Here is a 24,657-nt window from a genome sequence, read left to right as displayed (position 1 = left end):
CCGCGTTTGCTGGTTGGGTTTTATTATTTTTATAAAGTAGAGACACACATGACCCAACCAGGCGTTTCACCACAACCACTTCGCAATACTCTCGTTACTATTATTGCTTTGTGTTGCGGTCTTATTGTTGCCAATATTTACTACGCTCAACCTATTATTGAGTTGCTTGCCCCTGAAGTTGGATTAAGTGCGCACAGTGCTAGCCTTATCGTATCGCTTACACAAATAGGCTACGCTTTGGGGTTGTTTTTTTTAGTGCCATTAGCTGACTTAATTGAAAATAAGCGTTTAATGCTTATTACTTTAGCTGTGTCGTTTTTGAGTTTGGTGGGTACGGCACTTGCTGATTCACCTAATGTAATGCTTATTTTATGTTTAATGATAGGTATGAGCTCGGTTTCTGTTCAGGTGCTTATTCCGCTTGCTGCGCATTTATCGTCTGACGAGAAGCGCGGACAGGTTCTTGGCAATATTATGGCGGGTCTCCTGCTAGGTATTTTGCTGGCAAGACCTATATCGAGTTTAATAGCCGATCACTTTGGTTGGCGTGCTGTATTTTACTTTGCAGCAGGGTGTATGGTGTTTATTGCAGGCGTAATTTATTTTGCTATTCCAAGCAGGCAACCTACCCATAAAACAACGTATTTTAAGTTATTAAAATCGCTTAAACAGTTAATGATTAGCCAACCAGTGCTGCGCCAACGTTCACTTTTTCAAGCATTAATGTTTGCATCGTTCAGTTTATTTTGGACGAGCGTACCGGTTGTGCTTGCCCGTGAGTATGGTTTATCGCAATCAGAAATAGCACTGTTTGCACTTGTCGGTGCGGCAGGTGCTATAGCAGCCCCTATTGTTGGGCGTTTGGCCGACAAAGGCTATACACATCAGGTCTCTTTACTTGCAAAAGTTATAGCAGCTGGTTGCTTTTTACCCAGTTTGTTTGATTTACCTTACGGGATAGTAATTTTAGCGTTAACGGGTGTGTTTATTGATTTTGCTGTGCAAGCCAATATGGTACTTGGGCAACGCGCAGTTTACGCACTAGAGCCACAAAGCCGAGCACGTTTAAACGCTATTTACATGACCAGTATATTTGTAGGTGGTGCAGTGGGGTCGCTTATTGCCAGCCCGTTATATGAAGCAGGTGGTTGGACAGGTATTGCCCTGGTTGCTACGGGTATGCCGCTTATTTCGTTGATTGGGTATTTGGTTACAACTAACAAGCAAAGTAAGGCGGTAAGCTAATTACGTTGCTACAAAAAAGCCACTGCTTACGCGGTGGCTTTATTTTTTAGAATTAGTCGATTACAGTTTTTATTTAAGCAACCTGTTTTTTTGCGTTTGAAAACGAGCTACCAACAGATGCAACTATCACAAGTAAAATAGCTAGCCACTGCCATAAAGTAAGTAACTCACTTAAAATAATAAACCCTGCGAGCGAAGCTATTGCAGGCTCTAAACTCATCATTACGCTAAACCCTTGTGAAGGCATGTTACGCAGTGCAACCATTTCAAGTGTGTAAGGCAGTGCGCTTGATAAAATAGCAATACCAATACCCAGTGGGATAATTTCCCACGTAAACGCGGCGCTTTGCATAATGCCGCCGTATGGTACTAGCACTATAGCGGCAACGGTCATACCCAATGCGACAGTTGCTCCACCAGAGCTTTGTGTGCCCGTTTTTTTACCAAATAATATATAACCTGCCCAACATGCACCGGCACCAAGCGCAAGCGCTACACCCAATGGATCAAGGCTGTCTTGGCCGCTCATATCAGGAAGCAGAAGCAAAATACCGGCAATAGCACAGGCAACCCAAAATAAGTCACGTTTGCGGCGTGATGAAAATAAGGCAACAGCAAGCGGGCCTGTAAATTCAAGCGCTACACCAATGCCTAGTGGAATGCGTTCAATGGCGTAATAAAACAAAATGTTCATGCCGCCTAAACTTAAACCATACACAATTATAGGAATACGATTACCAGAAGTAGGTAAGTGTTTCCAAGGTTTAAACACTAAGCAAAGTATAAAGGCAGAAAAACCAAGCCTAAGGGCAGTTGTACCTTCAGGACCAACAATAGGAAAAAGCTGTTTTGCAAATGACGCGCCCGTTTGAATGGTCATCATAGCAAGCAGTACACACACTATAGCCAGTAAATAACTTTTTGAAGATGCTTGCATTTTAATCCTTGAGTTGAGTAACTCTATCAATTAGTTATGTAATGCAGGGAGTATAAAAGCTAAACCCGCCCGATATTAATGGCGGCATAGTATCTTTTTTTAAATTTATAGGTAAGTGTTTGCGACCAAAAATAGCGCAATTAAAAGTATATTAAATAGGGCGGGTAAATAAAGTAAGAGGTAAAGTTAGCAAACAGGCGTTTGCTAACTTTAATCAGTTGGTTAAAATGCCTTAGTGGGCACTTTTATTAACTAAGCCATCAAGCGAGTAGAGGCCTCGTTTTTCATCATTTTTGCGTTTAATTTCTTCAAGTGCGCGCGATTCTACGGCATCAAATAAAGCATTAATTAAGCGGTTAAAATGTTTGTGCATTGCGGTGCGCGCTGCATTTGCATCATGCGACTTTAGGGCTGTATAAATAGCGGTGTGTTCGTCCATAACGCACTCGTTATTGTTTTTACACACACTGCCATAGTCAGCAACAATTTGTGGGTTTGTTAAACGTAAATCCCACAAGTTAGACACTGCAAATTCAAGTGCTTTATTGCGCGTTGCTCTAGCTATAATTTCGTGGAACTCACGGTCGGCTTGCTCAACATAAAGGCCTTTTTCCATGGCAATTAATGTTTTATTTAGTTGCTCTAGTTCTTCTTCTGTAATGCTTTGAGCAGCTAAAGCGGCAATTTCGCCTTCAATTAATGCGCGAGCTTGAGTAAGTTCAAATGCACTGATCTCTTTTGATTTTATAGATGCATTTTTTTGTTCTACTACGTAAACACCAGAGCCGGTTTTAACTTCAACTCGGCCACGTACTTCTAATGCGATAATAGCTTCTCTAATGGTAGGGCGACTTACATCAAACATTTCTGCAAGTTCACGTTCAGGTGGTAAACGACTCCCAGCAGAAAATTCGCCTTGATTTATTAAAGACTCAATTTTATCAACTATGCGCCAAAATAAGCGACGATTACCCATACTTTACCTTCATTACCTTAAGGAATAATGGCCTCTGGGGCCTAAAAGTCAAAACCAACTGTTAATACCAGAGGTTACCTCAAAATTCACTATTATGTCAAAATTCTAACGCGATGTTATGGTTAAAAACCACTATACACCAATGGTTGTATTGTTGTATTACCAATTTAGTTTAAAATAATGCAATTGGCTAGCTTGATTGGTAATGTTTTTATGTGTTAGGTTAGTTTTAAGGTTATTGAATAATAAATATTGGTAATAAACCGATTTTGGGTTGTTAGTGTTAAGTTTGTTGTAGAAGTATTTGATTGCCCATGGATGGGGATCGCTATTTTTAAATGTGTTTGTAAAGTGTGTTTTGTAAAATGTGTCGTTGTACGAGAGCTATTTAAGCTTTCTTCTGGGCGTTAACTGTCGTTGGTTAACGCCCATATTTTATTTAGTTAGTCGTTAGGGTACACAACCCCAAGCTGTTTGCGAGCTTCATCAAGTACGCTCATTACGTTACTGGCTAAAATATGTGTATTAACGGGTGACTCAAGAATATTTTGCTTCACTAACGCCATAAAATGTTCAACTTCGTATTTCATAAAGTGCTCATCAAACGGCTGGGACATAACCTCTACCTCACCATTATTAGCAATAAACTCCACCTTTTTGAGTTGCGATACGGCTTCTATTCGTATGCGTCCAAGCTCGCCTTGTATTTCGGTTATGTTGTCGCCTTGCGATATTTTAGAGTAGCTAATAACGGCTTGTTTATCAGCGTAGTTTAGTAATACATCGCCCGCACCATCTACACCTGTATCAAGTAATACGCCACTGGCACTTACGCTTTGCGGCGCTCCCCAAAGTGCAATTAATAAATACAGTGGGTAAATCCCTAAATCAACTAAAGCACCATTAGCAAACTCGGGTAAAAACGTATTTGGACGCTCGCCATTTTTATATTTATCGTAACGCGATGAATATTGACTGTACTGGCCAATATATTTACGTGGTGTGCCAATTTTTACCATTGCCTGTTGCAGCCGTGCAAAGTTAGGTAAGTGAGTGGTCATCATGGCTTCCATGTAAAGGCGCTGATGTTTTTTTGCTGTAGCTATAATGCTTGCAAGCTCTTTAGAATTGGCTGCTGATGGTTTTTCGCCAAGGACATGTTTACCCGCTTCTAGGCACATAACGGCATATTGTTTGTGTAAGCTGTTAGGGGCGGCTATGTAGACAGCATCAACATTTTGATCTTGGCATACTTGCTCGATTGAGGTGAAAATTTTTGCTTGTGCATTTTGTGGGTGTTTGGCTAAAAATGCTTCGCCGCTTGATACTGCGCGCGAGCACACACCATATAAATTAAAATCGTTTAACGTATTTGCAGCGGCTAACAGTGTGTCGCTAATAAAATTGGTGCCAACAATAACAAAGTTCATGCTCACTCCTTAGCTTAAATAAAAAATAATAAGAGCGTTTAGTTTAACATTTTTTTAGTCCTATATGCTCGAGGAGAGCACCCAAACCAGCGTTTAACATTAACACTTAGCGTTGCTTGCTCCTGATACCCTAAAAGCTCAGATATGGTTGAGATTGTAAATTGGTTTTGCGCTAAATAGTGTGCAGCTAAAGCGCGACGAGTGGCATCTTTAAGTTTTACAAAACTCGTATTATGTTTGATAAGTTCTCGATGCAGAGTACGCGGGTGCATACCCAGCGCAGCTGAAATAGTTTGGTTACTACATTGATAAATAGGAAGCATAGGCCTAATTAGTGCACTAACTTGGTTGGGCAATGGTTGTGTGTGTTCTTTGTTTTTTGCCAAGAAGCTTAGCGCCGCTTGTACTTTATTTAGTTCAGGGTGATCAAGCTCAAGAGTTAAATCACTTTTTGAGATTACAATACCAGCGCTGTTGCGATGCTCTATAACGTTACAACCAAAGTAAGTGTTATAGGCACGAGTATTAGTACTTAATTTTTTTGGCAAAAATATATTAATTGGTTTGCAGCGGTTATTACTCAGCTTTTTAATAACAGCCAATGCTAAACCAATGGTTAGCTCAATCACTTGGTTGATGTTCGGTAATGGTTTTAAATTAATTTCGAATGATAAAAACAAGCTTTTATCATTCTCTAAAGGGTGCGAGTTTAAGCTAAGTGCAGGGCTGTGCAAGTGAAGGTATTTAATAACCCAATTAAGTGCATCACCTAAATTAGTACTACTTTTGGCAGCTATTGCAATATGTCCTAAAATATCAAAATTTTGTCTACTAGCGAGCTTAAGGCCAAAACTAGAGCAATTGAACTTACAAGCACAGTATTCTAAAAGCTCAGCGTAATCTCGATAAGGTAAATAGTGGTTGTCGAGATTTTTAAAGTCAACGTTACTAATATTACAGTTTTGCATTATTTCATGCGGATCGCCGCCAAATTCGCTAATTAGGGTATCTATACCTTGTAATGACGTGGCTCTGATTAGGCTGCTCATGGTTAACCTCAAATAAACGATGTCTAAAAATATCAAGTTTTGTTGAATTTTTCTATGCACTATTACTGCAAAAGCCGTTTAAAACTTTTATTAAGGTACACCATGAACAATACAACATTTGATTACATTGTGATTGGCGCAGGCAGTGGTGGCTGCGTGATGGCATCGCGCTTGTCTGAAGATAAAAATGTAAGTGTGTGCTTAATTGAAGCAGGCGGCAGCGATAAAAGCGCATTTGTACAAATGCCAGCTGGCATAGCAGCGAGTGTGCCTTATGGCATAAATAGTTGGCATTACAATACAGTACCTCAAAAAGAGTTAAATAATCGGTGTGGTTTTGTGCCGCGAGGCAAAGTGCTGGGTGGGTCGAGCTCTACTAATGCGATGGTTTATATTCGCGGTACTCAATACGATTACGACCAGTGGGCACAGCTTGGTAATACCGGCTGGGATTTTAATAGTTTACTCCCGTATTTTATTAAAGCTGAAAACAATAAAACCTTTATAAATAATGAGCTGCATGGCACTGATGGCCCCTTACATGTGCAAGAACTTAATAACCCAAGTGCAATTAACCAGTGTTTTTTAAACGGCTGTAAAGAGCAGGGCGTTAATTTAAGCGACGATATTAATGGTGCAGAGCAGCAAGGTGCACGGCTTTCACAAGTGACTCAGCATAATGGCGAGCGTTGTAGCGCCGCTAAAGCGTATTTAACACCTAACTTAAATAGAGCTAACTTAACGGTACTGACTAAAAGTCACGTTAATAAAATTATAATTAATGATAAAAGCGCCCAAGGTGTGCAAATAGAAAAAAACGGCAAAGTAATAGATTTACTTGCTAATAAAGAAGTGATTTTGAGCGCCGGTGCTATTAATTCACCGCAGGTATTAATGCTTTCGGGTATTGGCCCTAAAGCTCAGTTAAGCGCTCATAATATTAAAGCTCAACACGTACTAGAAGGTGTGGGTGCTAATTTACAAGATCACTTAACGGTAGTGCCGCTTTATAAATCAAAAACAAACAAGGGTACCTTTGGTATAAGCCCACTTGGTATTGCGAGCATTTTTAAAGGCTGCGTTAACTGGTTTAGTAAGCGAGAGGGGCGATTAACAAGTAATTTTGCAGAGTCGCATGCGTTTATTAAGCTATTTGAAGATTCGCCTGCATCTGACGTACAGCTAGAATTTGTTATAGGGCTGGTGGACGATCATAGTCGTAAATTACATACTGGGCATGGTTACAGTATACACAGCAGTATTATGCGCCCTAAAAGCCGAGGAACTATTACATTAGCTGACAGCAACCCACGTAGTGCTCCACTTATTGATCCTAACTACTTAAGCCACCCAGACGACATAGTTGCAATGCTTGCTGGCCTTAAAAAAACACTCGCTATTATGCAAAGCAAAGCCTTTGATACTATACGCGGTAAAATGGTCTATCCGCTTGATATAAATAATGATGATCAGTTAATTGAGTTTATACGCCAAACTGCAGATACCGAATATCACCCGGTTGGTACATGTAAAATGGGGCAAGACTCAATGGCGGTGGTCGATACTAATTTGCGAGTACACGGGGTAAGTAACTTACGCGTAGTGGATGCGTCGATTATGCCTTCCATTGTTACCGGCAACACAAATGCACCGGTAATTGCGATTGCTGAAAAAGCAGCTGATTTAATTAAACGCGGCAACGTTTAATTATTAAAGATACTTAGCTATAAAATTCGTTTAACCATTGTTGCCAATCGCTTTCAAGGTGCAGCATTTGCTGATGCTTTTTAGCGTTTAGGTGCTTGGTTTCGTCCTCGCTTGCCATGTAAGGTCCAACGCGACAAAGCGGGCAGTGGTTAGGTGTTAAATATGCTGGCTTTGTAAGGCGTGAGTTTAATTCACTAGTGTGTGTATCAATACCTTTTGGGCTGAAAACGTAAGTAATACCGCTGGTGTCTTTTACGTGTTTATCGCGGTCAACATTACGAATTTTATAACCTTCAAAATGATTAATATCAAACGGGGTTTGACCTAAATAATCAGCGGTTAAACCATTATTTAAACTGCCTTCAATATTCCACTCACGATACGGCTTTACATCTTTAGAGGTTATGTAACAAAGCATTGGGCCATCAGGGCTCAGCGCATATTCGTTAGCGTATTTAATAAACTGGTGCAGTAAAGCGCGGTTTAGTACATTCATACTGGTTTGGCGAGTGTTGTTTTCAAATGCTTCACGGCCAACAAACGCAGGTATAAGCGGAAACTGAAAAATAACCACATCAAAGCTGTGCTGATTTGCACTTAGAGTTTGCCAACACGCAGGGTTTGTTACATCAAAGCTATTAAGTACGGCAACGTTTTGCGCTTTTAAATCGTTAAGCGCATTGTCTTGGTACTTTTGCTCAATAGTAATTGCATCATCGTAGGTAGAGGCCACTAATATGTGCGGCTTTACGTTGTTATGTATGGCGCTCGAAAATGATAAGTCGCCATCGCCAACAGTGAGTATTCGCCAACCAGGATCTAAATACATAAATTAAAGCGGTTTAGTTGGTGTGTTATCAGCATCAGGCGTACTTTTTTGAGACTGTGCTGCAAGTAAACGATGAAACGCAAGTCTGGTTTTTAATCCTTCGATTGCGATTTGTTTAATAATAAGATTAAAGGTAATTAAAATGGCAAAGGCAATATGAATAGGCCCGTGGGTAAATCCTGCATTTGTATCGTAAAGCATTAAACCGAATAGCAAAAATAAGACGACTAAGAAAATTTCGAGTAATTGACTTGAATAAAAACTCAAACGACCTTCACTTTTATGATCTTTTTTTATGCGGATAGCACAAAAAAATGGGATCACTTTGATTTTAAATGCCGCGTTTTTTTCTACGTAGTTTTCGCCAAGTTCATCAAGTTGTTTTCGTAATTGGTCAATCATGGTGTGTCCTCAAATAGCAGTGCGCGGATATTACCTTATTACCACGCAATATTTAAGTTTACAGCTGTTATTTAACCTGAACTCTAGGGCCTGTTTATCTTTCGAGGTTAAATTTGCAGCAGACTGTTTGGTATTTAGGCAAGGCAAAGCCTATGTAGTGTGGTTATTCCCCATAAATAGGCGATAACGCAGCATAAATGCCAAACATGCGCTGCCCGAAGGGTTCTGCCTAGGGGCAATTTACTCTTTGTTGCTCGGTTTTTACTTAGCCCACTAGGTTACAAACCTCACGCCGCGATTAAATCGCCCCTAGATTGAACAAATTTTAATCCTGAAAGGTCAATAGGCCTTAGTTAAGAGATTTGCTAACTCGTTGAATTGTAGTGATATTTGAATTTATTTTCTCTAGCCAGAGATTTTCTGTGAGAACAAGGCGAATTTACGCGTCAATAGCGGGCCTATTGCAAGTAAATTCAACGCACTTAACACTGAAAATAGCTGCTTGAGATAGATTTATTATCCAGAGCTCAGGTTACTTAGGGTAAATACTCATACCAATAGTTAGGATGTGACAAACAAATACAACGGAGGTCAGCACAAAGCGCATTTTTTGATAATCTTTATGATAGGTTTTCCATTGTGGAGTGGCTTTTTCAAATATAAGTACTAACCAAAAACTAGCACCTAACCAAGCGAGTGCCCACTCTACAGGTAAAAATGATAAAAATGGAACTGGGATAACAGGTAATACCGCTTTAATTGCATTGCTATAGCTTTGCTCTCCGGCCCGCCACAAGTTACCTGCCATAAATGCTAAAATGGCGATACTGTAAAAAGTAAAAAACTCTAAGTTAACGCTGTTACTACCAAACACAAGCGGCCATGCCACGCAGCCTAAAAAAGGAAGTAGCCCTAGGTAGCCTAGTTGAATGTGATTAACAAATTTTTCCATAACAGTGTGCCTTGTGTTTGAACGTTTTTAAGCGCGGCTATTGTAGCAGTATTTTATAAGTAAAGTGGATTTACAATAAATGCGAGCTACTAAATAGTGTAGAGGTATTAATTGATTAAACGTTGTAGATAAAGCACTCGATCTTCATTGTTATTATTTCTTTAAATATAAAGTAATACAATATGTAGGGTAGGCTGATGATTAGCCTATTTTATTTTTACTGGGAGATGATACTTATCGTTTTATCAGATTAAAAAGCCTCTTAAAGAGGCTTAATTAAAAGGTGTTTTACTGCGTTGTTTTATCACTTTTGGCGGATTCTGGTAGGCCAAAAGCGCGGTCAAACGCCCATGTAAAAATAATTGCATAGATAAAGAAAAACGCAAACAGGCCAAGGTTTGCTATTAATGCATTTAGGGCTGATATATTTAACCACAACGACATTACAGGGATTAGTAATAATACCAACCCACCTTCAAAACCAATGCCGTGCAATAGACGCCTGCCTAAAGTACGCCCTCGCTCAGCTTGCTTTGCTTCCCAGCGTTCAAATAAAGCGTTAAATACATAATTCCAGCCAAGTGCAATACTTGATAAAACAATCGCTAAACCGATTGCTGAAGAGGCTGATTTGTCAAAAATAAAGCTGATAATAGGGCCAACAAAGGCAATGGCAAAAAATTCATATAAGACAGCCTGTAATACTCGGCGTTTTTTAGGAGCCATAATTAATCCCTGTTTAAGATACTTAGCTTAACAATTGATTGATACAGTTAAATTGTACCTCGCGTTTTAAATAATTGTACAGGTATGTTGCTGTAAGTACGCCATAAACGTATCTAAATTACCTGCGTTTATTGGCTATTTTTAGCTTGTTGGATATAAACCAAACAGTTGGCTGGCTTGTTGTTTTCCCCCATATTTATGGATATTGCTTGCAATCTAAAAAACAGATTGCTTTAATCTAAACAATCAATTTTATTTAATTTCCCATTAGCCTTATTGTACTAATCAAGCCAACGCAAAAGGTCGTTTAAAACGAAAGCGTTGATTACTTTTTAAATACATTAAACATAGATGAGGAAATACCATGAGCACTTCATTAATCAACACAAAATTACAACCATTCAATGCAACCGCTTACCACAACGGTGACTTTGTAGAATTGTCTGAAAAAGATGTTCTAGGTAAATGGTCAATCTTCTTCTTTTACCCAGCAGACTTTACATTTGTATGTCCTACTGAACTTGGTGATGTTGCAGATTATTACGCACAACTTCAAGAAATGGGCGTAGAAGTTTACTCAGTATCGACTGACACTCACTTCACTCACAAAGCATGGCACGATACGTCAGACACAATTGGTAAAATTACTTACCCAATGATTGGCGACCCAACAGGACGTATTACTCGTAGCTTTGGCGTAATGATTGAAGAAGAAGGCTTAGCACTTCGCGGTACATTTGTAATGAACCCAGAAGGCGAAATTAAAATTATCGAAACTCACGATTTAGGTATTGGCCGTAGCGCTAAAGAACTTGTTCGTAAAGTACAAGCGGCACAATACATTGCAACTCACGACGGTGAAGTTTGCCCTGCATCTTGGCAGCCAGGTGAAGACACACTTGCACCTTCACTAGACCTAGTTGGTAAAATCTAAGTATAGATTTATTCCTACTATAAGGGCAGGTAACTGCCCTTAAATCAACGAACATCCGTTTGTTGGTGCCTCCTATATCAATACACTTGTTTAAGCACATGCATTATTTGGCATGGGAGGCTTGCTGTTTAAATTTTCCTAAAAGGGTTAAGCCATGTTAGATAACAACATAAAAAATCAATTAAAAAGCCATTTCGAATCGCTTACTCAACCTGTTGAGCTGCTTATTGCCTTGGATGACAGCAAAAAATCAGCAGAAGTAGAAAGCTTAGCAAACGATTTAGCCTCACTGAGCGATAAATTTACGGTAATAAACAACCCCGACACAAGCGCACGTCGCCCGTCAATGGTTGTACATTCACCTATTAAAAACACTCATATTACGTTTGCAGGCGTACCTATGGGCCACGAATTCACAAGTTTAGTGTTAGCGCTTTTACATACTGGCGGACACGCAAGTAAAGCCAAAAGTGAAGACATTGAGCAAATACAATCGCTTACTCAAGAGCTCAACTTTGAAGTATATATAAGTTTAAGTTGCCAAACGTGCCCGCAAGTAGTCCAAGCACTTAATACTATGGCAGCAACAAACAGTAATATTAAAGCGACCATGATTGATGGCGCATTATTTCAAGATGAAGTAGAAGAGCGAAATATTTTAGCTGTACCGGCTGTGTATTTAAATGGCGAACCATTTAGCCAAGGTGCACTGAGTCTTACCGACATACTTAATAAACTAGATAGCAAAGGTGCACAGCGCCAAGCTGAGTCGCTAAGTAAAAAAGACAAATTTGATGTACTTGTAATTGGTGGCGGGCCTGCGGGCGCATCGGCTGCTATTTACTCAGCACGAAAAGGGTTAAATACAGGTATTGTTGCCGACCGATTTGGCGGACAAGTTGCCGATACACTAGCAATAGAGAACTTTATTTCGATTAAAGCCACTGAAGGGCCAAAATTGGTTGCCCAGCTTGAAGAGCACGTTAAAGAATACGACGTGGATGTAATGCATAATCAGCGCGCAGCAGCACTTGGTTATAACAATGGCTACGAAATTACACTAGAAAATGGCGCAGTACTTAAAGCTAAGTCGCTCGTACTTGCCACCGGTGCACGCTGGCGTGAAATGAACGTACCCGGGGAGCAAGAATATCGCGGCCATGGTGTGGCATATTGCCCACATTGCGACGGCCCTTTATTTAAAGGTAAACCTGTTGCTGTAATTGGCGGTGGTAATTCAGGTATAGAAGCGGCAATCGATTTAGCCAATATTGTACAAAGCGTTACAGTACTTGAATTTGCAGACACATTACGTGCAGATGAAGTACTTATCCGTAAAGCTAAAAGCATGGCTAATATTACTATTATCAAAAGTGCACAAACAACTGAAGTATTAGGCAATGGTAAAAAAGTAACAGGCTTAATGTACACAGATAGAGTGTCGGGAGAGAGCAAAGAGCTTGAACTTGACGGTATATTTGTACAAATAGGTTTGATACCTAATACAGAATGGTTAAAAGACAGCGACCTTGAATTAAGCAAATTTGGTGAAATACTGATTGATGCTAAAGGCGCGACGTCATTACCAGGCATTTATGGCGCGGGGGATGCAACCAATACTCCGTTTAAACAAATTATTATTGCAATGGGCAGTGGTGCAACAGCAAGCTTAGGCGCATTTGATTATTTAATTCGTCACTCTGAAGAAGCTGATCAAAGTGCTGCTTAACATTATTTAATAAAAAATTTAGTAAAAACTCTCTTGATATAACAGCAAGGCTACACCCATAGCTGTTTGTTGACCCAAGCCGCCCTTCTCCAAAGGCGGCTTTTTTTATTCTCAAAAATTAGTATGCAATTTAATCGCATCCACCACCAGAATCACCACCGCCGCAATCTGTATGGGAATGAGATGAGTTGCTACTAGAATAAACTGAAGAGTCACTCCCAGTATAAGCTGATGAACCGCGTGATGACTTAGCACTTATGAACGTAACTAAAAACAAAATACCCGATACGATTACAACGGTTATTGATGAATCCCACTGGTCAGTTGAAACGCCTTTAAATACTGCAACAATAAGTACTGTTAGTAATATAGTTCTAATTATGTTTTTCATTTTATGTTCTTATTTTTTACCAGTGGCAGTGCAGTAAAAATTAGCTGATTTTTACGGTATGCTCAAGCGCATTAATAACCGCTTTTTCAAGTATGGGTAGTTTAAACGGTTTTGATATAAACATATCCATACCGGCTTGTTTGCAGGCAAGTTTGTCTTGTGATGAAGTATTAGCAGTTATAGCCACTATGTAGGTTTCTTCATGCGAGCAGATGTTTTCTGATCTAAGCTGCTTTGTTGCCTCAAATCCATCGAGTATGGGCATTATGCAGTCCATAAAAATAAGGTCATAATGCTTTTGGCGACATTTTAATACAGCATCTTGGCCATCAACTGCTGAGTCTGCTTTAATATTAAGCTTGCCTAAAGAGGCATGAAGTACTAACCGATTGATGTCGTTATCATCGACTACAAGCACTGATAGTTCACTGCCGTTGATATCTAACGTTGATTTAAGGCTTTCTTGTTTTTGTTCTGTCCCTTTCTCAATAGGAATATTTACTAAAAACGTAGTGCCTTTATTAGGTGTACTGTCTACCTTTATTTTCCCGCCCATATATTCAACAAGCTCTTTTACTATTGCAAGGCCAAGGCCTGTTCCACCTTTTGAATTCTTAGCATCTACTTCTTGAGAAAAAGGAGAAAACAGTGATTCTAAAAAGTTTTTACTCATTCCTCGGCCTGTATCAGACACTTCAATATTTAAACTTAGCTTATTTTTTATTTTAGAAAGGCTGGTGTTTAATGTAACTGAACCATTTTCAGTAAATTTAAGTGCATTACTCAGTAAATTAGAAGCAATCTGGCTAAGGCGTGTGTTGTCGCTAAACGCCCAGCAGTTGTCATCAATTGTATTATTTACTTGTAGCGTTACATGCGTGTTTTTAAATAGAGGTGTATACAAAGAAGTTAAATCGGTAAAAATTGTTTTTAGTAAAAAGTCAGTAGGTTCAAGCTTTAGCTCACCATGATTAATTTTAGAAAAATCGAGCACTTCGTTAATAATACTAAGTAAAATATCGGCGCTTCTAAGTCCTATTTTAATTTTTTCAGCGCGAACTTCTTCACTGTGTTCATCAACTAATGTGGTTAGCATACCTGTAATGCCATTCAGTGGGGTTCTTAATTCGTGGCTGATTTTGGCAAATAGCATGCTTCTGTCTTCAAGTAGGCGCTCTGCTTGAGCTTGCTTTTGTTTAAGCTCTTCTCGGAGCATTACTGACTCGGTGACATCTTGGCAGGTGCCAAATAATCGGACACATCGGCCTTCATCAAATTCGGCCTCACCAAAGGTAGCCACCCATAAATGTTTATTTTTAGCGGTTACTATTTCTAGTTCTAGATTCCATTTTTTGCCTTTTTCTATGGCTAATTCTACCGCGCGAGTAATGCCTTCACGACTTGGACCTTCTTTATAAAACTCGACTGCAGAATTCATTTGCGGTTGAAATTGTTCATCCACCTCATGTATGAGGTATGTTTGCTCGCTCCAGGTAATTTTATCGGAGATTAGATCAACCTCCCACGTACCTATATTTGCAACGTTTTCTAACTTTAATAAAGTATTACTATTTTTTATGAGTTGTTCTTTAGTTTGGGTGCGAGCAAATTCCGATCCAAGCCATTGTGCAAATAACTCAATATAATCATAGGCTGCATCATTAAAAGCTGGAGAGCTGTTTATGGATGAAAAGTTAACGGTACCAAATGTTTTTTTACCAATTTTTATTGGCGCGCCAATATAAGACTCTAACTGAAAGTTTATATAACAGGGGTGGTTTGCAATTGCGCTTTGAGATGCTTTATGAAAGGCAAGTGCAGAGCCTGCAGCGAGCGTATGTACGCAATAGGTGCCTTGTAATTCAAACACGGTACCGGGTAAAAGTGAGTTGTCAGGGGTTTTGGCATATAAAACGGTGTAGCTGTTTTCATCTACTTTACTAATAATACCTAGCTCAAGGTCAAATACTTCTAACCCAAACACTAAGAGCTTATTAATTTTATTTTCAAAATCAAGAGATTGATTAGAAACTATATCGTGAAAACATCGTAAAAAATTCAAAAGAAAACACCCCGTAAGCTTTTGTTCAATTTATATAATACATAGGCCAATTAGGGCATTGGTATTAGTTTAAAATCCAGTTTAGCAGTTTTAATTACTAATAACTAAAATTGATACGTATTAAATTTTATAACCTTATGTTTTTATGAACTAAGTTAGTGGTTTATTAAAAGTATACCGCCGAGCATGTAATACTCAGCGGTATACTTTTAATACGTTGAATTTGGGGTATATTGCGGGTTGATATCGCCGCCCACTTCTTCTGGATCTACATCGTTAATAAGCAATGTTTCGCGTACAGCTTCTATGTGATCAAGCACTGTTTGGTAGCGTTCGCCATATTCGTACTTTGTAACTTCAATAGCTTTAGGCATATACGTAAAGGCTATTTTAAGTGCGTGGAGTGCTTCTTCGTTTATTTTTTCGCTCATGATTTTCCTCGAATTTTAAATGTAAGCTAGGGTTAATAAAATAACACCAAATACAATACGATAAATACCAAAACTTACAAAAGTGAAGTTTTCTAAAAATCGAATAAACAGTTTAATAGTAAAATAGGCAACAACAAAAGAGGTAATAAAACCCATAGCAAGGGCAGTTAGGTCATCTAAGCTAAACAGTTGGTAATGTTTAAGTAAGTCGTACCCTGAGGCTGCTGCAAGTACAGGTAAACCAAGTAAAAATGAAAATTCAGCGCTGGCTTTTCGGTTTAAACCACACAACATGGCACCAACAATAGAACTTCCAGCACGACTAGTCCCTGGAACTAACGCAAATACTTGTGCTACGCCAATCCAAAGAGCTTGTTTATAAGTAACTTGGGTTACATCGGTAGTTGTGCAGTGAGTCTCTTTATAACTGCGCTCCAATAGTAAAAAAATCACACCGCCTACAATAAACATAACACCTACTACTGGTACGCTAAATAGTGTTTTTATTACATCGCTAAATATAAAGCCAATAATACCCAAGGGAATAAATGCAATGGCAACTTTCACCCATAAATTGAAATGTTTAGGGCTGAACTTGTCTTTATAGTTTGCTAGTACCGCTAAAATGGCGGCAAGTTGGATAATTACTTCGAAGGCGAGGTTAGCATCTGTTGATTCAATGCCTAACCACTTTGACGCTACAATTAAGTGCCCAGTTGATGATATGGGTAAAAATTCTGTTATACCTTCAATAATACCTAAAATAATCGCGTTAATTATATCCACGGTTTACTGCTTCCTGAAAATTAAAAAGCCCGAACTCGGCTTAACTGAAATGACGCATTACTGCGTACCTAAATTGCGAGGCGTAGCATAAAAGCTCTTAAGGCAAACCAACAGTGTTTTTAGACTTAATTTGTTTAATAAATTGCATTAAGCATTAAATGCACAATATAATAGCAATTGTTATCATTTGCATGTGCTGTTTTGTATATGTTTGGGCAAATTTACTGAGCGAATAATGAATAATAAAAAAACGTTTACAGCTACACGGCGAAGGCACCTAATTGCGTGTGTATTAGCGCTAGTTACAGCGGTAATAATGATTCCGGGTATGACAACCTATTTACCGTTTCAAATGAATGAACAAATATTACTGCCTATTTTACTCTTTCCTATTATTTGGACTGCGTTGTTTATTTATGCGTATTTGGCGCAAAAAGTATGGCAACCTTTTGTAGTAATGATTGCATTGTGTGTATTACATGGTTTATTGAGTTTTTGGGCGTTAACGCAGGGGCAGGGATGAAGTCGATTACTTTAAAAAAGCTATTTTTATTACATAGCTGGGTAGGAATTATTACTGCGGTACTGCTATTTATTGTTGCATTTAGTGGGGCGTTAGCAGTTCTGTCGCGACCTGAGTTAAAAATATGGGCTAATCCAGAACTACAATCTAGCCAATACGTTGCCAGCGCGCAAATTAACCGACTAGTAAACGAATACCATAAAAAAGTACCTAGTGAATTTGGCGAAAACATTCATGTGTTTTTACCAAGTGGGCATAACTTTCATTTGTTAACGTTGGTATTTGAATCTCACCATGGCGATGAAAATTACGACCAAGAGGTGGCCAGAGTATTTCAATTTCATCCCGATACGTTGACGCTGGAAAATACTTACTATGGGCCTAGTAAAGAGTTTTACGCCAATAAAAAAACGGATGCACCAACTTATATAGGTGAGTTTCATGCAGATTTGCATTTAGGGCGACCAATAGGGTTAATACTCACTGGATTTTTAGGTTTAACGCTTTTAGTAAGTGCAGTGACAGGCTTGTTTATTCATCGCAAATTGATAAAAGAGCTCTTTACGTTTAGGCGAGATAAAGGGTTAGATATTGCAGTGAGCGATGCTCATAAGGTTATAGGTATTTGGGGCAGCGTTTTTAACATTGTAATTGGTTTTACAGGATCATTTTTAGGGCTCGCGACCATTATTTTACTACCAGCCGCTGCGTTTGTGAGCTTTGGTGGCGATCAAGATAAGTTAATAGAAACGTTTACCGCCATTCCTGAGCCTGTAGTTAGTCACATTAAGCAACCTACAAAAATAGACACTATTTTAGAGCATGCTCATAGTCGTTACCCTAAAGCAATAATTAGAGATGTAACCATAATGGCGCATAACGATGCGAACGCGCAGGTATATTTGCGTTTGTTAGGTGGCGAGGCTGTTGCTTCTCAGTTACTGCATTATCAGGGTAATGGTGAGTTTGTGCAGTCGATGAGTAGTTTTGGTGATATTTCAGGTGTTTCGATAAAAGTAATTGAGTTGATGTTTCCGCTGCACTTTGGGAACTTTGCAGGAGTGTTTGTAAAATTACTTTGGGTATTGCTTGGCTTAAGTACTGCGCTTTTACCTATTTCGGGCATGATGATGTGGCTAACAAAGCGCACACGTGGCAGTAGCCCTTCACTGAGTATGCAGGCATATGCACGCTGGAATCGTTTTATTATTGGCAGTTGTGGCGGTTTGGTATTAGCAAGCTTTGTGCTATTTCCTGTGCAAGTTGTACTTAATTATAGCGTTGTTGGTGTGGCGCAAAATAGCTTTTTTGGACCCGTGTTTTTTTATACGTGGTTGGCATGGTTACTCTTGAGTGTATTACCCATAGGTTATAAAAACTACTTTAAGCTGACTCTTTTATTATGCGGTGCTTCGCTTGCTTTAGTGCTGCCGCTTAACATTATATTTGGAGTGAGCAATGTTATTAACTTTAATAGTTCGCTTGTTGCGGTAGTAGATATAAGCTTTATGGCGGTGGGTGTTGCGTGTATATTTGTTGCCTTAAAAATAAAAAACACACAAAAATTACAAGTTGAGGTACAACCCGCATGAACGAGCTACTAATTACAATTGCGATGGTAAGTTTATTATTAATGATGCTCAACCTACGAAAAAACACACTTACATTAGCGACTAAAACATTTTTAAGTGCACTGCTATTTGGTTTAGCGCTGATATGTTTTATGAGTGTTTACGGTATTTTAGGCGGTGCAATATGCACCGTTGTAGGAGCTATGTTAGCTGGTTTACTAACCGCAGTTATTGCGGGTAAAGCACCGCAATTATTAGGTTAAATAATGCAGTTATTTAGCTAAAAAGGTCTTAGCAGTATCAACTCCCATGTTGTAACCACTATTAAGTATTTCAAACTTTTTAGTGGTACGCCCAACTTTAAAATTAGCCGGTGGTGCAATGATATTGATTTTGCAGTCACTAGGGCGTGTTGATCTTTGTGGATTGAAATTTGTTCAATCTAGGGGCGATTAAATCGCGGCGCGAGGTTTGTAACCTAGTGGGCTAAGTAAAAACCGAGCAACAAAGAGTTAATCGTCCCTAGAAAGAACCCAAAGGGCAGCGCATGTTTGGTATTTATGCTGCGTTATCGCCTATTCATGGGGAATAACCACACTACATAGGCTCCGCCTTGCCTAAAAACCAAACATACTGCTGCAAATTCACCCACCAAAGATCAACACGCCCTAGGGCATGTTGATAAATTAAAGCCAGGTACGTATCGCGAAATCAACTGTTTTCTGGTAAGGTTTGGGTTACAAGGCTTTGTTAATAATAAAGAATAATTACTTATGTTTGATCCTAGCGTAACCATTTTTGAAAGCACACAGAGTCAGCTTGCAGAAAGTCCTCTTTGGCACCCTATGCTGAATACTTTTTTTTGGGTCGACATAAATAAAAAATTACTTTTAAGCAAAAAAATACACAGCGAAAGCCAACTAAAAACAGTTAATATGCCTGATACACTAAGTGCAATAGCGTGGATTGATGAGCAGCACTTGTTGCTAGGTACAAGTACTGGTTTATACAAATACCATATTAATTCGTGCACTCGCCACCTTATTCTTAATATTGAAAATACGCAACTAAATAGGCGTTCAAACGACGGCCGCGCTGATCCATGGGGTGGTTTTTGGTTAAGTACAATGGACGTAAATGCTAAAAAGGGTGACGGTAAAATATACCGTTATTATAAACACCAGCTTAAAGTCGTTGTAAGTAACTTGAGTATCCCAAATGGATTGTGCTTTGATAAGCCACGTTTACGCGGTTATTACTGCGACTCTTTAACGAGTTGTATTTATGTATTAGATTTGGATGAGCAAACTGGCGAGCCTTGCTCTGAGCCACGTGTTTTTTATCAATTTAATAATACTGATGTTGACCCCGATGGCTGCGTAACCGACCAATTAGGTAATTTGTGGCTAGCTGTGTGGGGAATGGGGTGTGTTATGTGTTTATCCCCAGGCGGTGAGCTAATTAAAACAATAAAGCTTTGTGCAATAAAACCGACATGCACTGCATTTGGCGGTAAAAATGCTGAATTGTTACTTGTGACATCGGCATTTGATGAATCGATTAATAATACTGTTACTGAACAAGGCGCTGTATTTCAAATCTCAGGCATAAAAAACGGGCAGTTTGAGCCGCCCGTTTTACTGTAATTTATTATACACAGTGCTTGTTTTAAAGTGATGGTTAGCTTTTAGGCTTAACCCACATAACACCCACTTCTTTTTTGGTTACTAAAACCTCAGTACCGGCGCTAATTGGTTGCTCACTTTTGAGTTTCCAGCTAATACCTGAATATTGATGTGTAGTTAAACCTTGTTCTGTTACATCGCTAGTAAGTACAAAAGTAAGTTCAGCAAAATCACTATTCACTTGCTTTTTATCTACGCGATTTTGCATTTGTTTTAATGGTTTCCAAAGTACAACGGCCAAACCTGCTGTTACAATTGCATTACTCCAAAGGGCGGTGGTTAATGAGTCGGGTAAAATACCAAAACTCATTAATAATCCTGTGAGGAATAACGATAATCCAAAAAACAACAAAATAAATGTAGAAAGGCCAAGTACTGCTACTTCTATTATTAAAGCAACAATACCAAGTACCATAAGTGTTTGCGGTAAATTTTGCGTAATAAAATCCATACAAACCTCTTTATTTAGTTATTAACCCAAATTCTTTTTATTTAAACTATTAATAATTGCCATACCTTGCGCAACCATTGAACTTGCATCTGTCGCGTTGTCTGGCAGTAATACAATTGATGATTCACGAGCAATCGCTTCTTTAGCCGCGATTGCTTTAGTTGCTAAATCTAACTGAATTGCTTTTTGACCTTGCTCTGTATCTGCAGCTTCACCTATTTTAATAAGTGCATTTGCTTGTGCTTCTGCAACCGTAGTAATAGCTGTTGCTTCACCTTCAGCGCGTAAAATTTGCTCGGCTTTGTCGGCTTCAGCAGCAAGTACTTGTGCTTGTTTTTTACCTTCAGCAACGTTGATATTTGCTTGGCGATCACCTTCTGACTCTAAAATTTGAGCTCGTTTAACACGCTCAGCTTTCATTTGTGCTTCCATCGCTTCCATAATAGAGTTAGGCGGCACAATATCTTTAATTTCGTAGCGAAGTACTTGAATACCCCAAGGCTCAGATGCCTGGTTTATAGCTGCAACAATGTTGGTATTAAGTAAATCACGCTCTTCAAATGTTTTATCAAGCTCCATTTTACCTAATTCTGAACGCATTGTTGTTTGCGAAAGTTGTACAACTGCAAATGTATAGTCGTCAACGCCATACGTTGCTTTGTATGGGTCTAGTACCCTAAAGTACAGTACGCCATCAACTATAAGTGAGATGTTATCTTTAGTGATAGCTGACTGCGATGGTACATCTTGAGCTTGTTCTTTTAAGCTACGATCAGCCGAGATTCTATCAATAAATGGAATAATAAAGTTAAGGCCGGCTTCTTTAGTTGATTGGTATTTACCAAAACGTTCGATTAACCAGGCGCGGTTTTGTGGTACAAATTTAACGCTACTTTTTAAAAGCACGATAACAAAAACAAGTAAAAAAGCCTCAACAGTAAAAACCATATCGAGAATTTGTGTGACTGGATCCATTTAAACATTCCTTATAATAATTAAACGCTGAGTGGTTGTATTGTTTATAATTTCAGCGTGTATAGATTATCACTACAGCGAACTTTTAACCACTAAAACTCACTGTAGCGCGCCGACTTAGTCGGTTTTTTTAAAACTGGCTATTTTATTTCTGCCTGCTTCTTTTGCGTTATAAAGGGCTATGTCGGCGTTAGTTATAACTTCTTTAGGTGTTGTTTTTTGATTGGGTATAAGGCTATAAAATCCGATACTCAAAGTGAGGTATTTACTGGCACTTGAAAAGTTATGTTCAATTGCAAGTTCTGCAATTTTTTCCTGAATAAGAACTGCATATCTTTGACAATGATCTGTGTCGACTGCAGGTAAAATTATCGCAAATTCTTCACCACCGAAACGAGCTGCTAGATCACCTTCTCGTTTACACAAATCGTGCAGCGCTTTGGCTACTCGTTTTAGTACTTCATCGCCTAGCTGATGTCCATAGTTATCGTTATAACGCTTAAAAAAATCAATATCACACATTATTAAACTAATGGGTTCTTTATTACGTGCGCCGCGCTTAATTTCGCATTTTAAAGTTTGATCAAAACAGCGTCGGTTAGCAATGTTTGTAAGGCCATCAGTATTAACTTGTTTGTTAAGTTTATGATTGGCATTAATGAGTTGCTGCTGAGCTTGTTGTAGCTCTTGCTTGTAATTTAAATTTTTGAAAGCATTAGCAAGCATTTCACCTACTAACCTTAAGCGAATAAGGTCTAAATCAGTCCAGTTTCGCTTTTGAACAACGCAATCACAGCCTATAAAGCCAACGAGCTCTTTGTCATAACGTAGACCAATGCAAAGTACTGATTTTATTTTTTGTCGCTGGAAAATTGTTTTTTCGCTCATTGCTTGAATGGGTAACGACGTTACATCGTTAACTCTAAATAAGTGAGTACGTGCCATCAAACTAAAAAAGTAGGGGAGATCGCTTTTCGGAAGGTTTTGTAAGTCCTCTTTAAATGCTTGTATATCATTATTGACCCATTCGTGGGTGTTATTTATGGTTTTACCATCCTCGGCAAACTTAAAAAGATAACTTCTATCTGCGTGGCAAACGGTACCAATAGCTTTTAATGCGTAGTTGATATGCTTATCAACGTCGTCGTTTTGAATATCAATTAAGTCAGTTGATATGTTCGAAATAATATTATCAAAATCATATTGTTCATCTACATTATTATTCAATACATCGATTATAATAATGGAGCTTGAGTTAGGTAATTTTGCAAATTTTACATTGAGTAGCAATTTAGATACCTGTTTTGATAAAACAAACTGGCATTGGTTATTTGCAGTGAAATAATCAAAGAATAGCTCCTCGACTAATAGTTCTTTTTTACTGTGATGATTGGTTAAAGTGATGTGTGAAAAATCAATTTTATTAAAATGTGATTTATTTCTTAAGCCAAACAAGTCCTGTGCTTGGCTGTTAACTTTAAATATATTTTCATTGGCATCATAAAGTAATACACAAAACGGCAGTAACTCCAAGTTTCGCCATATTTCATTTGATAGGTTATTACTCACTCAACTCTCCATGTGTTTAAGCCACAATTAAATTGTTATCTATTGTATTTTTATTGTTTTTACTTGGGCGTGTTAATCGTCCTTAGATCGAGCTCAAAAGGCAGCGCATGTTTGGTATTTATGCTGCGTTATCGCCTATTTATGGGGAATAGCCACACTACATAGGCTCTGCCTTGCCTAAAAAACAAAAATACTGGTGTAAATTCAACCACCGAAGTTCAACAAGCCCTACTAATTATTAGCACATTTTTTTTGATTTACTAAGTTTTTAGTGCGTTTGAGGGCAGTACGTATTATAATTGATACTGTATATCATTACCCTTTTCTACTCTAAGCCATCTTTGGTTTATTTGCACTTTAAGTATAGGTTATTCAAGCATTTCATGACAGAAATCACTACACACCAAGCTTCTCGTCGTCGGTTACTTATTGCACTAGCAATTACGTGTTCGTTTATGGTAATTCAGGTTATAGGTGCTTATTATTCTAATTCGCTTGCTGTACTTGCCGATGCGGGGCATTTGTTTGTTCACAATAGCTCGTTATTCATCGCACTGATTGCATCAAGTCTCGCTATTCATTTTGCTAAAACCTATAACGATGGTCATCAAAGAGCCGAGCTTTTGGGTGGTCTGGTGAACGGATTTTTATACCTAGCAATCAGTTTAATTATTTTGTATGAAGGTGGTGAGCGCTATATACACCAGCATGAAGGAAATGAGCTGGCTATTAATAGTTATTTAATGTCGGTTATTGCTGCTATTGGTTTTTTGTTTCATGGTGCTGCTGCATGGGTTTTATATAAAGGCCGCAAAGCGAGTATTAATGTTTACGCGGTATTTTTACATTCATTCTTTGATTTGATTTCTACCGTATCGACATTTGTGGCTGGTATTCTTATATATTTTACGGGCTGGGTTGTTATCGATATTTTATCGAGCATGTTAATCGCCTCTTTCGTGTTGTTTACCGGTGTTAAGGTCATTATTAGTTGTATAAAAGGTTTACGCTTAAATAAGGCCAAACTTCCTAAAGTTGCAGATATTGAAAGTGAGATTACAGATATGGAGCATGTTCACAATGTCCATAACGTCACTGTAACGCGCAAATATAAGGGGGTAGTAGTCGGGGCGCACGTTGTACTTAAAGAGCATTGTACTATTGAAAAACACGATGAAGCATGTCGTATGAAGGTAGAACAACTGTTAGCTGAAAAATTTAATGTACGCAATAGTGTATTACAAATAGAAAGCCACGAATGCCATCACATCCATTAGTAGCATCTAATTAATATAAA

Annotated in this window: 24 protein-coding genes and 1 pseudogene; 9 read left to right on the top strand and 16 right to left on the bottom strand. The window is 38.6% G+C overall.

Annotated elements, in window-relative coordinates; all coding sequences use genetic code 11:
* Nucleotides 1-48 precede the first annotated feature (48 nt).
* A complete protein-coding gene (locus tag I6F50_RS09805) occupies nt 49-1,245 on the top strand; it encodes an MFS transporter (RefSeq protein ID WP_197176111.1) in 1,197 nt (398 codons plus the stop codon).
* A 73-nt stretch (nt 1,246-1,318) separates the two neighbouring features.
* Here I6F50_RS09805 and I6F50_RS09800 read toward each other — a convergent pair whose 3' ends face one another.
* From I6F50_RS09800 to I6F50_RS09785, 4 genes are all read right to left on the bottom strand, one after another.
* Nucleotides 1,319-2,182 (bottom strand): DMT family transporter, encoded by an 864-nt coding sequence (locus I6F50_RS09800; protein WP_165740019.1) that lies wholly within the window; start codon nt 2,180-2,182, stop codon nt 1,319-1,321.
* 232 nt (nt 2,183-2,414) lie between these two features.
* Nucleotides 2,415-3,158: a FadR/GntR family transcriptional regulator gene (locus I6F50_RS09795; protein WP_024591884.1), complete on the bottom strand. Its 744-nt coding sequence runs from the start codon at nt 3,156-3,158 to the stop codon at nt 2,415-2,417.
* Between the two features lie 443 nt (nt 3,159-3,601).
* Complete coding sequence (locus I6F50_RS09790; protein ID WP_165740017.1) at nt 3,602-4,588, bottom strand: Gfo/Idh/MocA family protein; 987 nt, start codon at nt 4,586-4,588, stop codon at nt 3,602-3,604.
* 38 nt (nt 4,589-4,626) lie between these two features.
* Nucleotides 4,627-5,637 (bottom strand): AraC family transcriptional regulator, encoded by a 1,011-nt coding sequence (locus I6F50_RS09785; protein ID WP_165740015.1) that lies wholly within the window; start codon nt 5,635-5,637, stop codon nt 4,627-4,629.
* Between the two features lie 102 nt (nt 5,638-5,739).
* On the opposite strand from I6F50_RS09785, the gene I6F50_RS09780 reads away from it, so the two are divergent.
* Nucleotides 5,740-7,344, top strand: coding sequence for a GMC family oxidoreductase (locus I6F50_RS09780; RefSeq protein WP_165740013.1), 1,605 nt, complete (start codon nt 5,740-5,742; stop codon nt 7,342-7,344).
* 13 nt (nt 7,345-7,357) lie between these two features.
* Here the strand turns inward: I6F50_RS09780 and I6F50_RS09775 are convergent, their stop codons facing one another.
* From I6F50_RS09775 to I6F50_RS09760, 4 genes are all read right to left on the bottom strand, one after another.
* Nucleotides 7,358-8,173, bottom strand: a complete 816-nt coding sequence (locus tag I6F50_RS09775; protein WP_165740012.1) for a class I SAM-dependent methyltransferase — start codon at nt 8,171-8,173, stop codon at nt 7,358-7,360.
* 3 nt (nt 8,174-8,176) lie between these two features.
* Complete coding sequence (locus I6F50_RS09770) at nt 8,177-8,575, bottom strand: hypothetical protein (RefSeq protein ID WP_165740010.1); 399 nt, start codon at nt 8,573-8,575, stop codon at nt 8,177-8,179.
* 532 nt (nt 8,576-9,107) lie between these two features.
* Nucleotides 9,108-9,527 (bottom strand): DUF3429 domain-containing protein, encoded by a 420-nt coding sequence (locus tag I6F50_RS09765; RefSeq protein WP_165729525.1) that lies wholly within the window; start codon nt 9,525-9,527, stop codon nt 9,108-9,110.
* 288 nt (nt 9,528-9,815) lie between these two features.
* Nucleotides 9,816-10,253, bottom strand: coding sequence for a PACE efflux transporter (locus I6F50_RS09760; protein ID WP_197176110.1), 438 nt, complete (start codon nt 10,251-10,253; stop codon nt 9,816-9,818).
* A 364-nt stretch (nt 10,254-10,617) separates the two neighbouring features.
* Here I6F50_RS09760 and ahpC point away from each other — a divergent pair, with 364 nt between their 5' ends.
* Complete coding sequence (gene ahpC, locus I6F50_RS09755) at nt 10,618-11,187, top strand: alkyl hydroperoxide reductase subunit C (protein ID WP_007581822.1); 570 nt, start codon at nt 10,618-10,620, stop codon at nt 11,185-11,187.
* A 154-nt stretch (nt 11,188-11,341) separates the two neighbouring features.
* On the top strand, nt 11,342-12,916 hold the full coding sequence (gene ahpF / locus I6F50_RS09750; RefSeq protein WP_197176101.1) for an alkyl hydroperoxide reductase subunit F: 1,575 nt from the start codon (nt 11,342-11,344) through the stop codon (nt 12,914-12,916).
* A 130-nt stretch (nt 12,917-13,046) separates the two neighbouring features.
* On the opposite strand, the gene I6F50_RS09745 is transcribed toward ahpF, so the two are convergent.
* From I6F50_RS09745 to I6F50_RS09730, 4 genes are all read right to left on the bottom strand, one after another.
* Nucleotides 13,047-13,307, bottom strand: coding sequence for a hypothetical protein (locus I6F50_RS09745; protein WP_197160429.1), 261 nt, complete (start codon nt 13,305-13,307; stop codon nt 13,047-13,049).
* 40 nt (nt 13,308-13,347) lie between these two features.
* A complete protein-coding gene (locus I6F50_RS09740) occupies nt 13,348-15,369 on the bottom strand; it encodes an ATP-binding protein (RefSeq protein WP_197160431.1) in 2,022 nt (673 codons plus the stop codon).
* A 209-nt stretch (nt 15,370-15,578) separates the two neighbouring features.
* Complete coding sequence (locus I6F50_RS09735; protein WP_165729518.1) at nt 15,579-15,800, bottom strand: penicillin-binding protein; 222 nt, start codon at nt 15,798-15,800, stop codon at nt 15,579-15,581.
* Between the two features lie 15 nt (nt 15,801-15,815).
* Entirely contained in the window at nt 15,816-16,586 is a 771-nt protein-coding gene (locus I6F50_RS09730) for an undecaprenyl-diphosphate phosphatase (protein WP_197160433.1), read from the bottom strand.
* A gap of 235 nt (nt 16,587-16,821) precedes the next feature.
* Between I6F50_RS09730 and I6F50_RS09725 the strand changes: the two genes are divergently transcribed.
* From I6F50_RS09725 to I6F50_RS09715, 3 genes are read left to right on the top strand one after another with little or no spacing between them, the layout of a single operon-like run.
* On the top strand, nt 16,822-17,109 hold the full coding sequence (locus I6F50_RS09725) for a hypothetical protein (protein ID WP_024591874.1): 288 nt from the start codon (nt 16,822-16,824) through the stop codon (nt 17,107-17,109).
* On the top strand, nt 17,106-18,701 hold the full coding sequence (locus tag I6F50_RS09720; RefSeq protein ID WP_197160435.1) for a PepSY domain-containing protein: 1,596 nt from the start codon (nt 17,106-17,108) through the stop codon (nt 18,699-18,701). Before I6F50_RS09725 ends, I6F50_RS09720 begins: the two co-directional genes overlap by 4 nt.
* Nucleotides 18,698-18,943: a hypothetical protein gene (locus I6F50_RS09715; RefSeq protein ID WP_007581829.1), complete on the top strand. Its 246-nt coding sequence runs from the start codon at nt 18,698-18,700 to the stop codon at nt 18,941-18,943. The genes I6F50_RS09720 and I6F50_RS09715 overlap by 4 nt, the downstream gene beginning before the upstream one ends.
* A 9-nt stretch (nt 18,944-18,952) precedes the next feature.
* Here the strand turns inward: I6F50_RS09715 and I6F50_RS20305 are convergent.
* A pseudogene (locus I6F50_RS20305) lies at nt 18,953-19,087 on the bottom strand (DUF6363 domain-containing protein); the annotation flags it as partial.
* A gap of 366 nt (nt 19,088-19,453) precedes the next feature.
* On the opposite strand from I6F50_RS20305, the gene I6F50_RS09710 reads away from it, so the two are divergent.
* On the top strand, nt 19,454-20,326 hold the full coding sequence (locus I6F50_RS09710) for an SMP-30/gluconolactonase/LRE family protein (protein ID WP_197160436.1): 873 nt from the start codon (nt 19,454-19,456) through the stop codon (nt 20,324-20,326).
* 34 nt (nt 20,327-20,360) lie between these two features.
* On the opposite strand, the gene I6F50_RS09705 is transcribed toward I6F50_RS09710, so the two are convergent.
* From I6F50_RS09705 to I6F50_RS09695, 3 genes are all read right to left on the bottom strand, one after another.
* Nucleotides 20,361-20,816, bottom strand: a complete 456-nt coding sequence (locus tag I6F50_RS09705) for an NfeD family protein (protein ID WP_197176099.1) — start codon at nt 20,814-20,816, stop codon at nt 20,361-20,363.
* Between the two features lie 21 nt (nt 20,817-20,837).
* A complete protein-coding gene (locus I6F50_RS09700) occupies nt 20,838-21,791 on the bottom strand; it encodes a slipin family protein (protein WP_166377104.1) in 954 nt (317 codons plus the stop codon).
* A gap of 117 nt (nt 21,792-21,908) precedes the next feature.
* Nucleotides 21,909-23,360 (bottom strand): diguanylate cyclase, encoded by a 1,452-nt coding sequence (locus I6F50_RS09695; RefSeq protein WP_197139306.1) that lies wholly within the window; start codon nt 23,358-23,360, stop codon nt 21,909-21,911.
* Nucleotides 23,361-23,743: 383 nt separating this feature from the next.
* On the opposite strand from I6F50_RS09695, the gene I6F50_RS09690 reads away from it, so the two are divergent.
* Entirely contained in the window at nt 23,744-24,637 is an 894-nt protein-coding gene (locus tag I6F50_RS09690; protein WP_007581834.1) for a cation diffusion facilitator family transporter, read from the top strand.
* Nucleotides 24,638-24,657: the final 20 nt, after the last annotated feature.

This window comes from Pseudoalteromonas sp. NZS127_1 (genome assembly GCF_015864295.1).
GTDB lineage: Bacteria > Pseudomonadota > Gammaproteobacteria > Enterobacterales > Alteromonadaceae > Pseudoalteromonas > Pseudoalteromonas arctica.
Note: the sequence above shows the minus strand (reverse complement) of the source record. Positions and strands in the feature narration are given on the sequence as shown.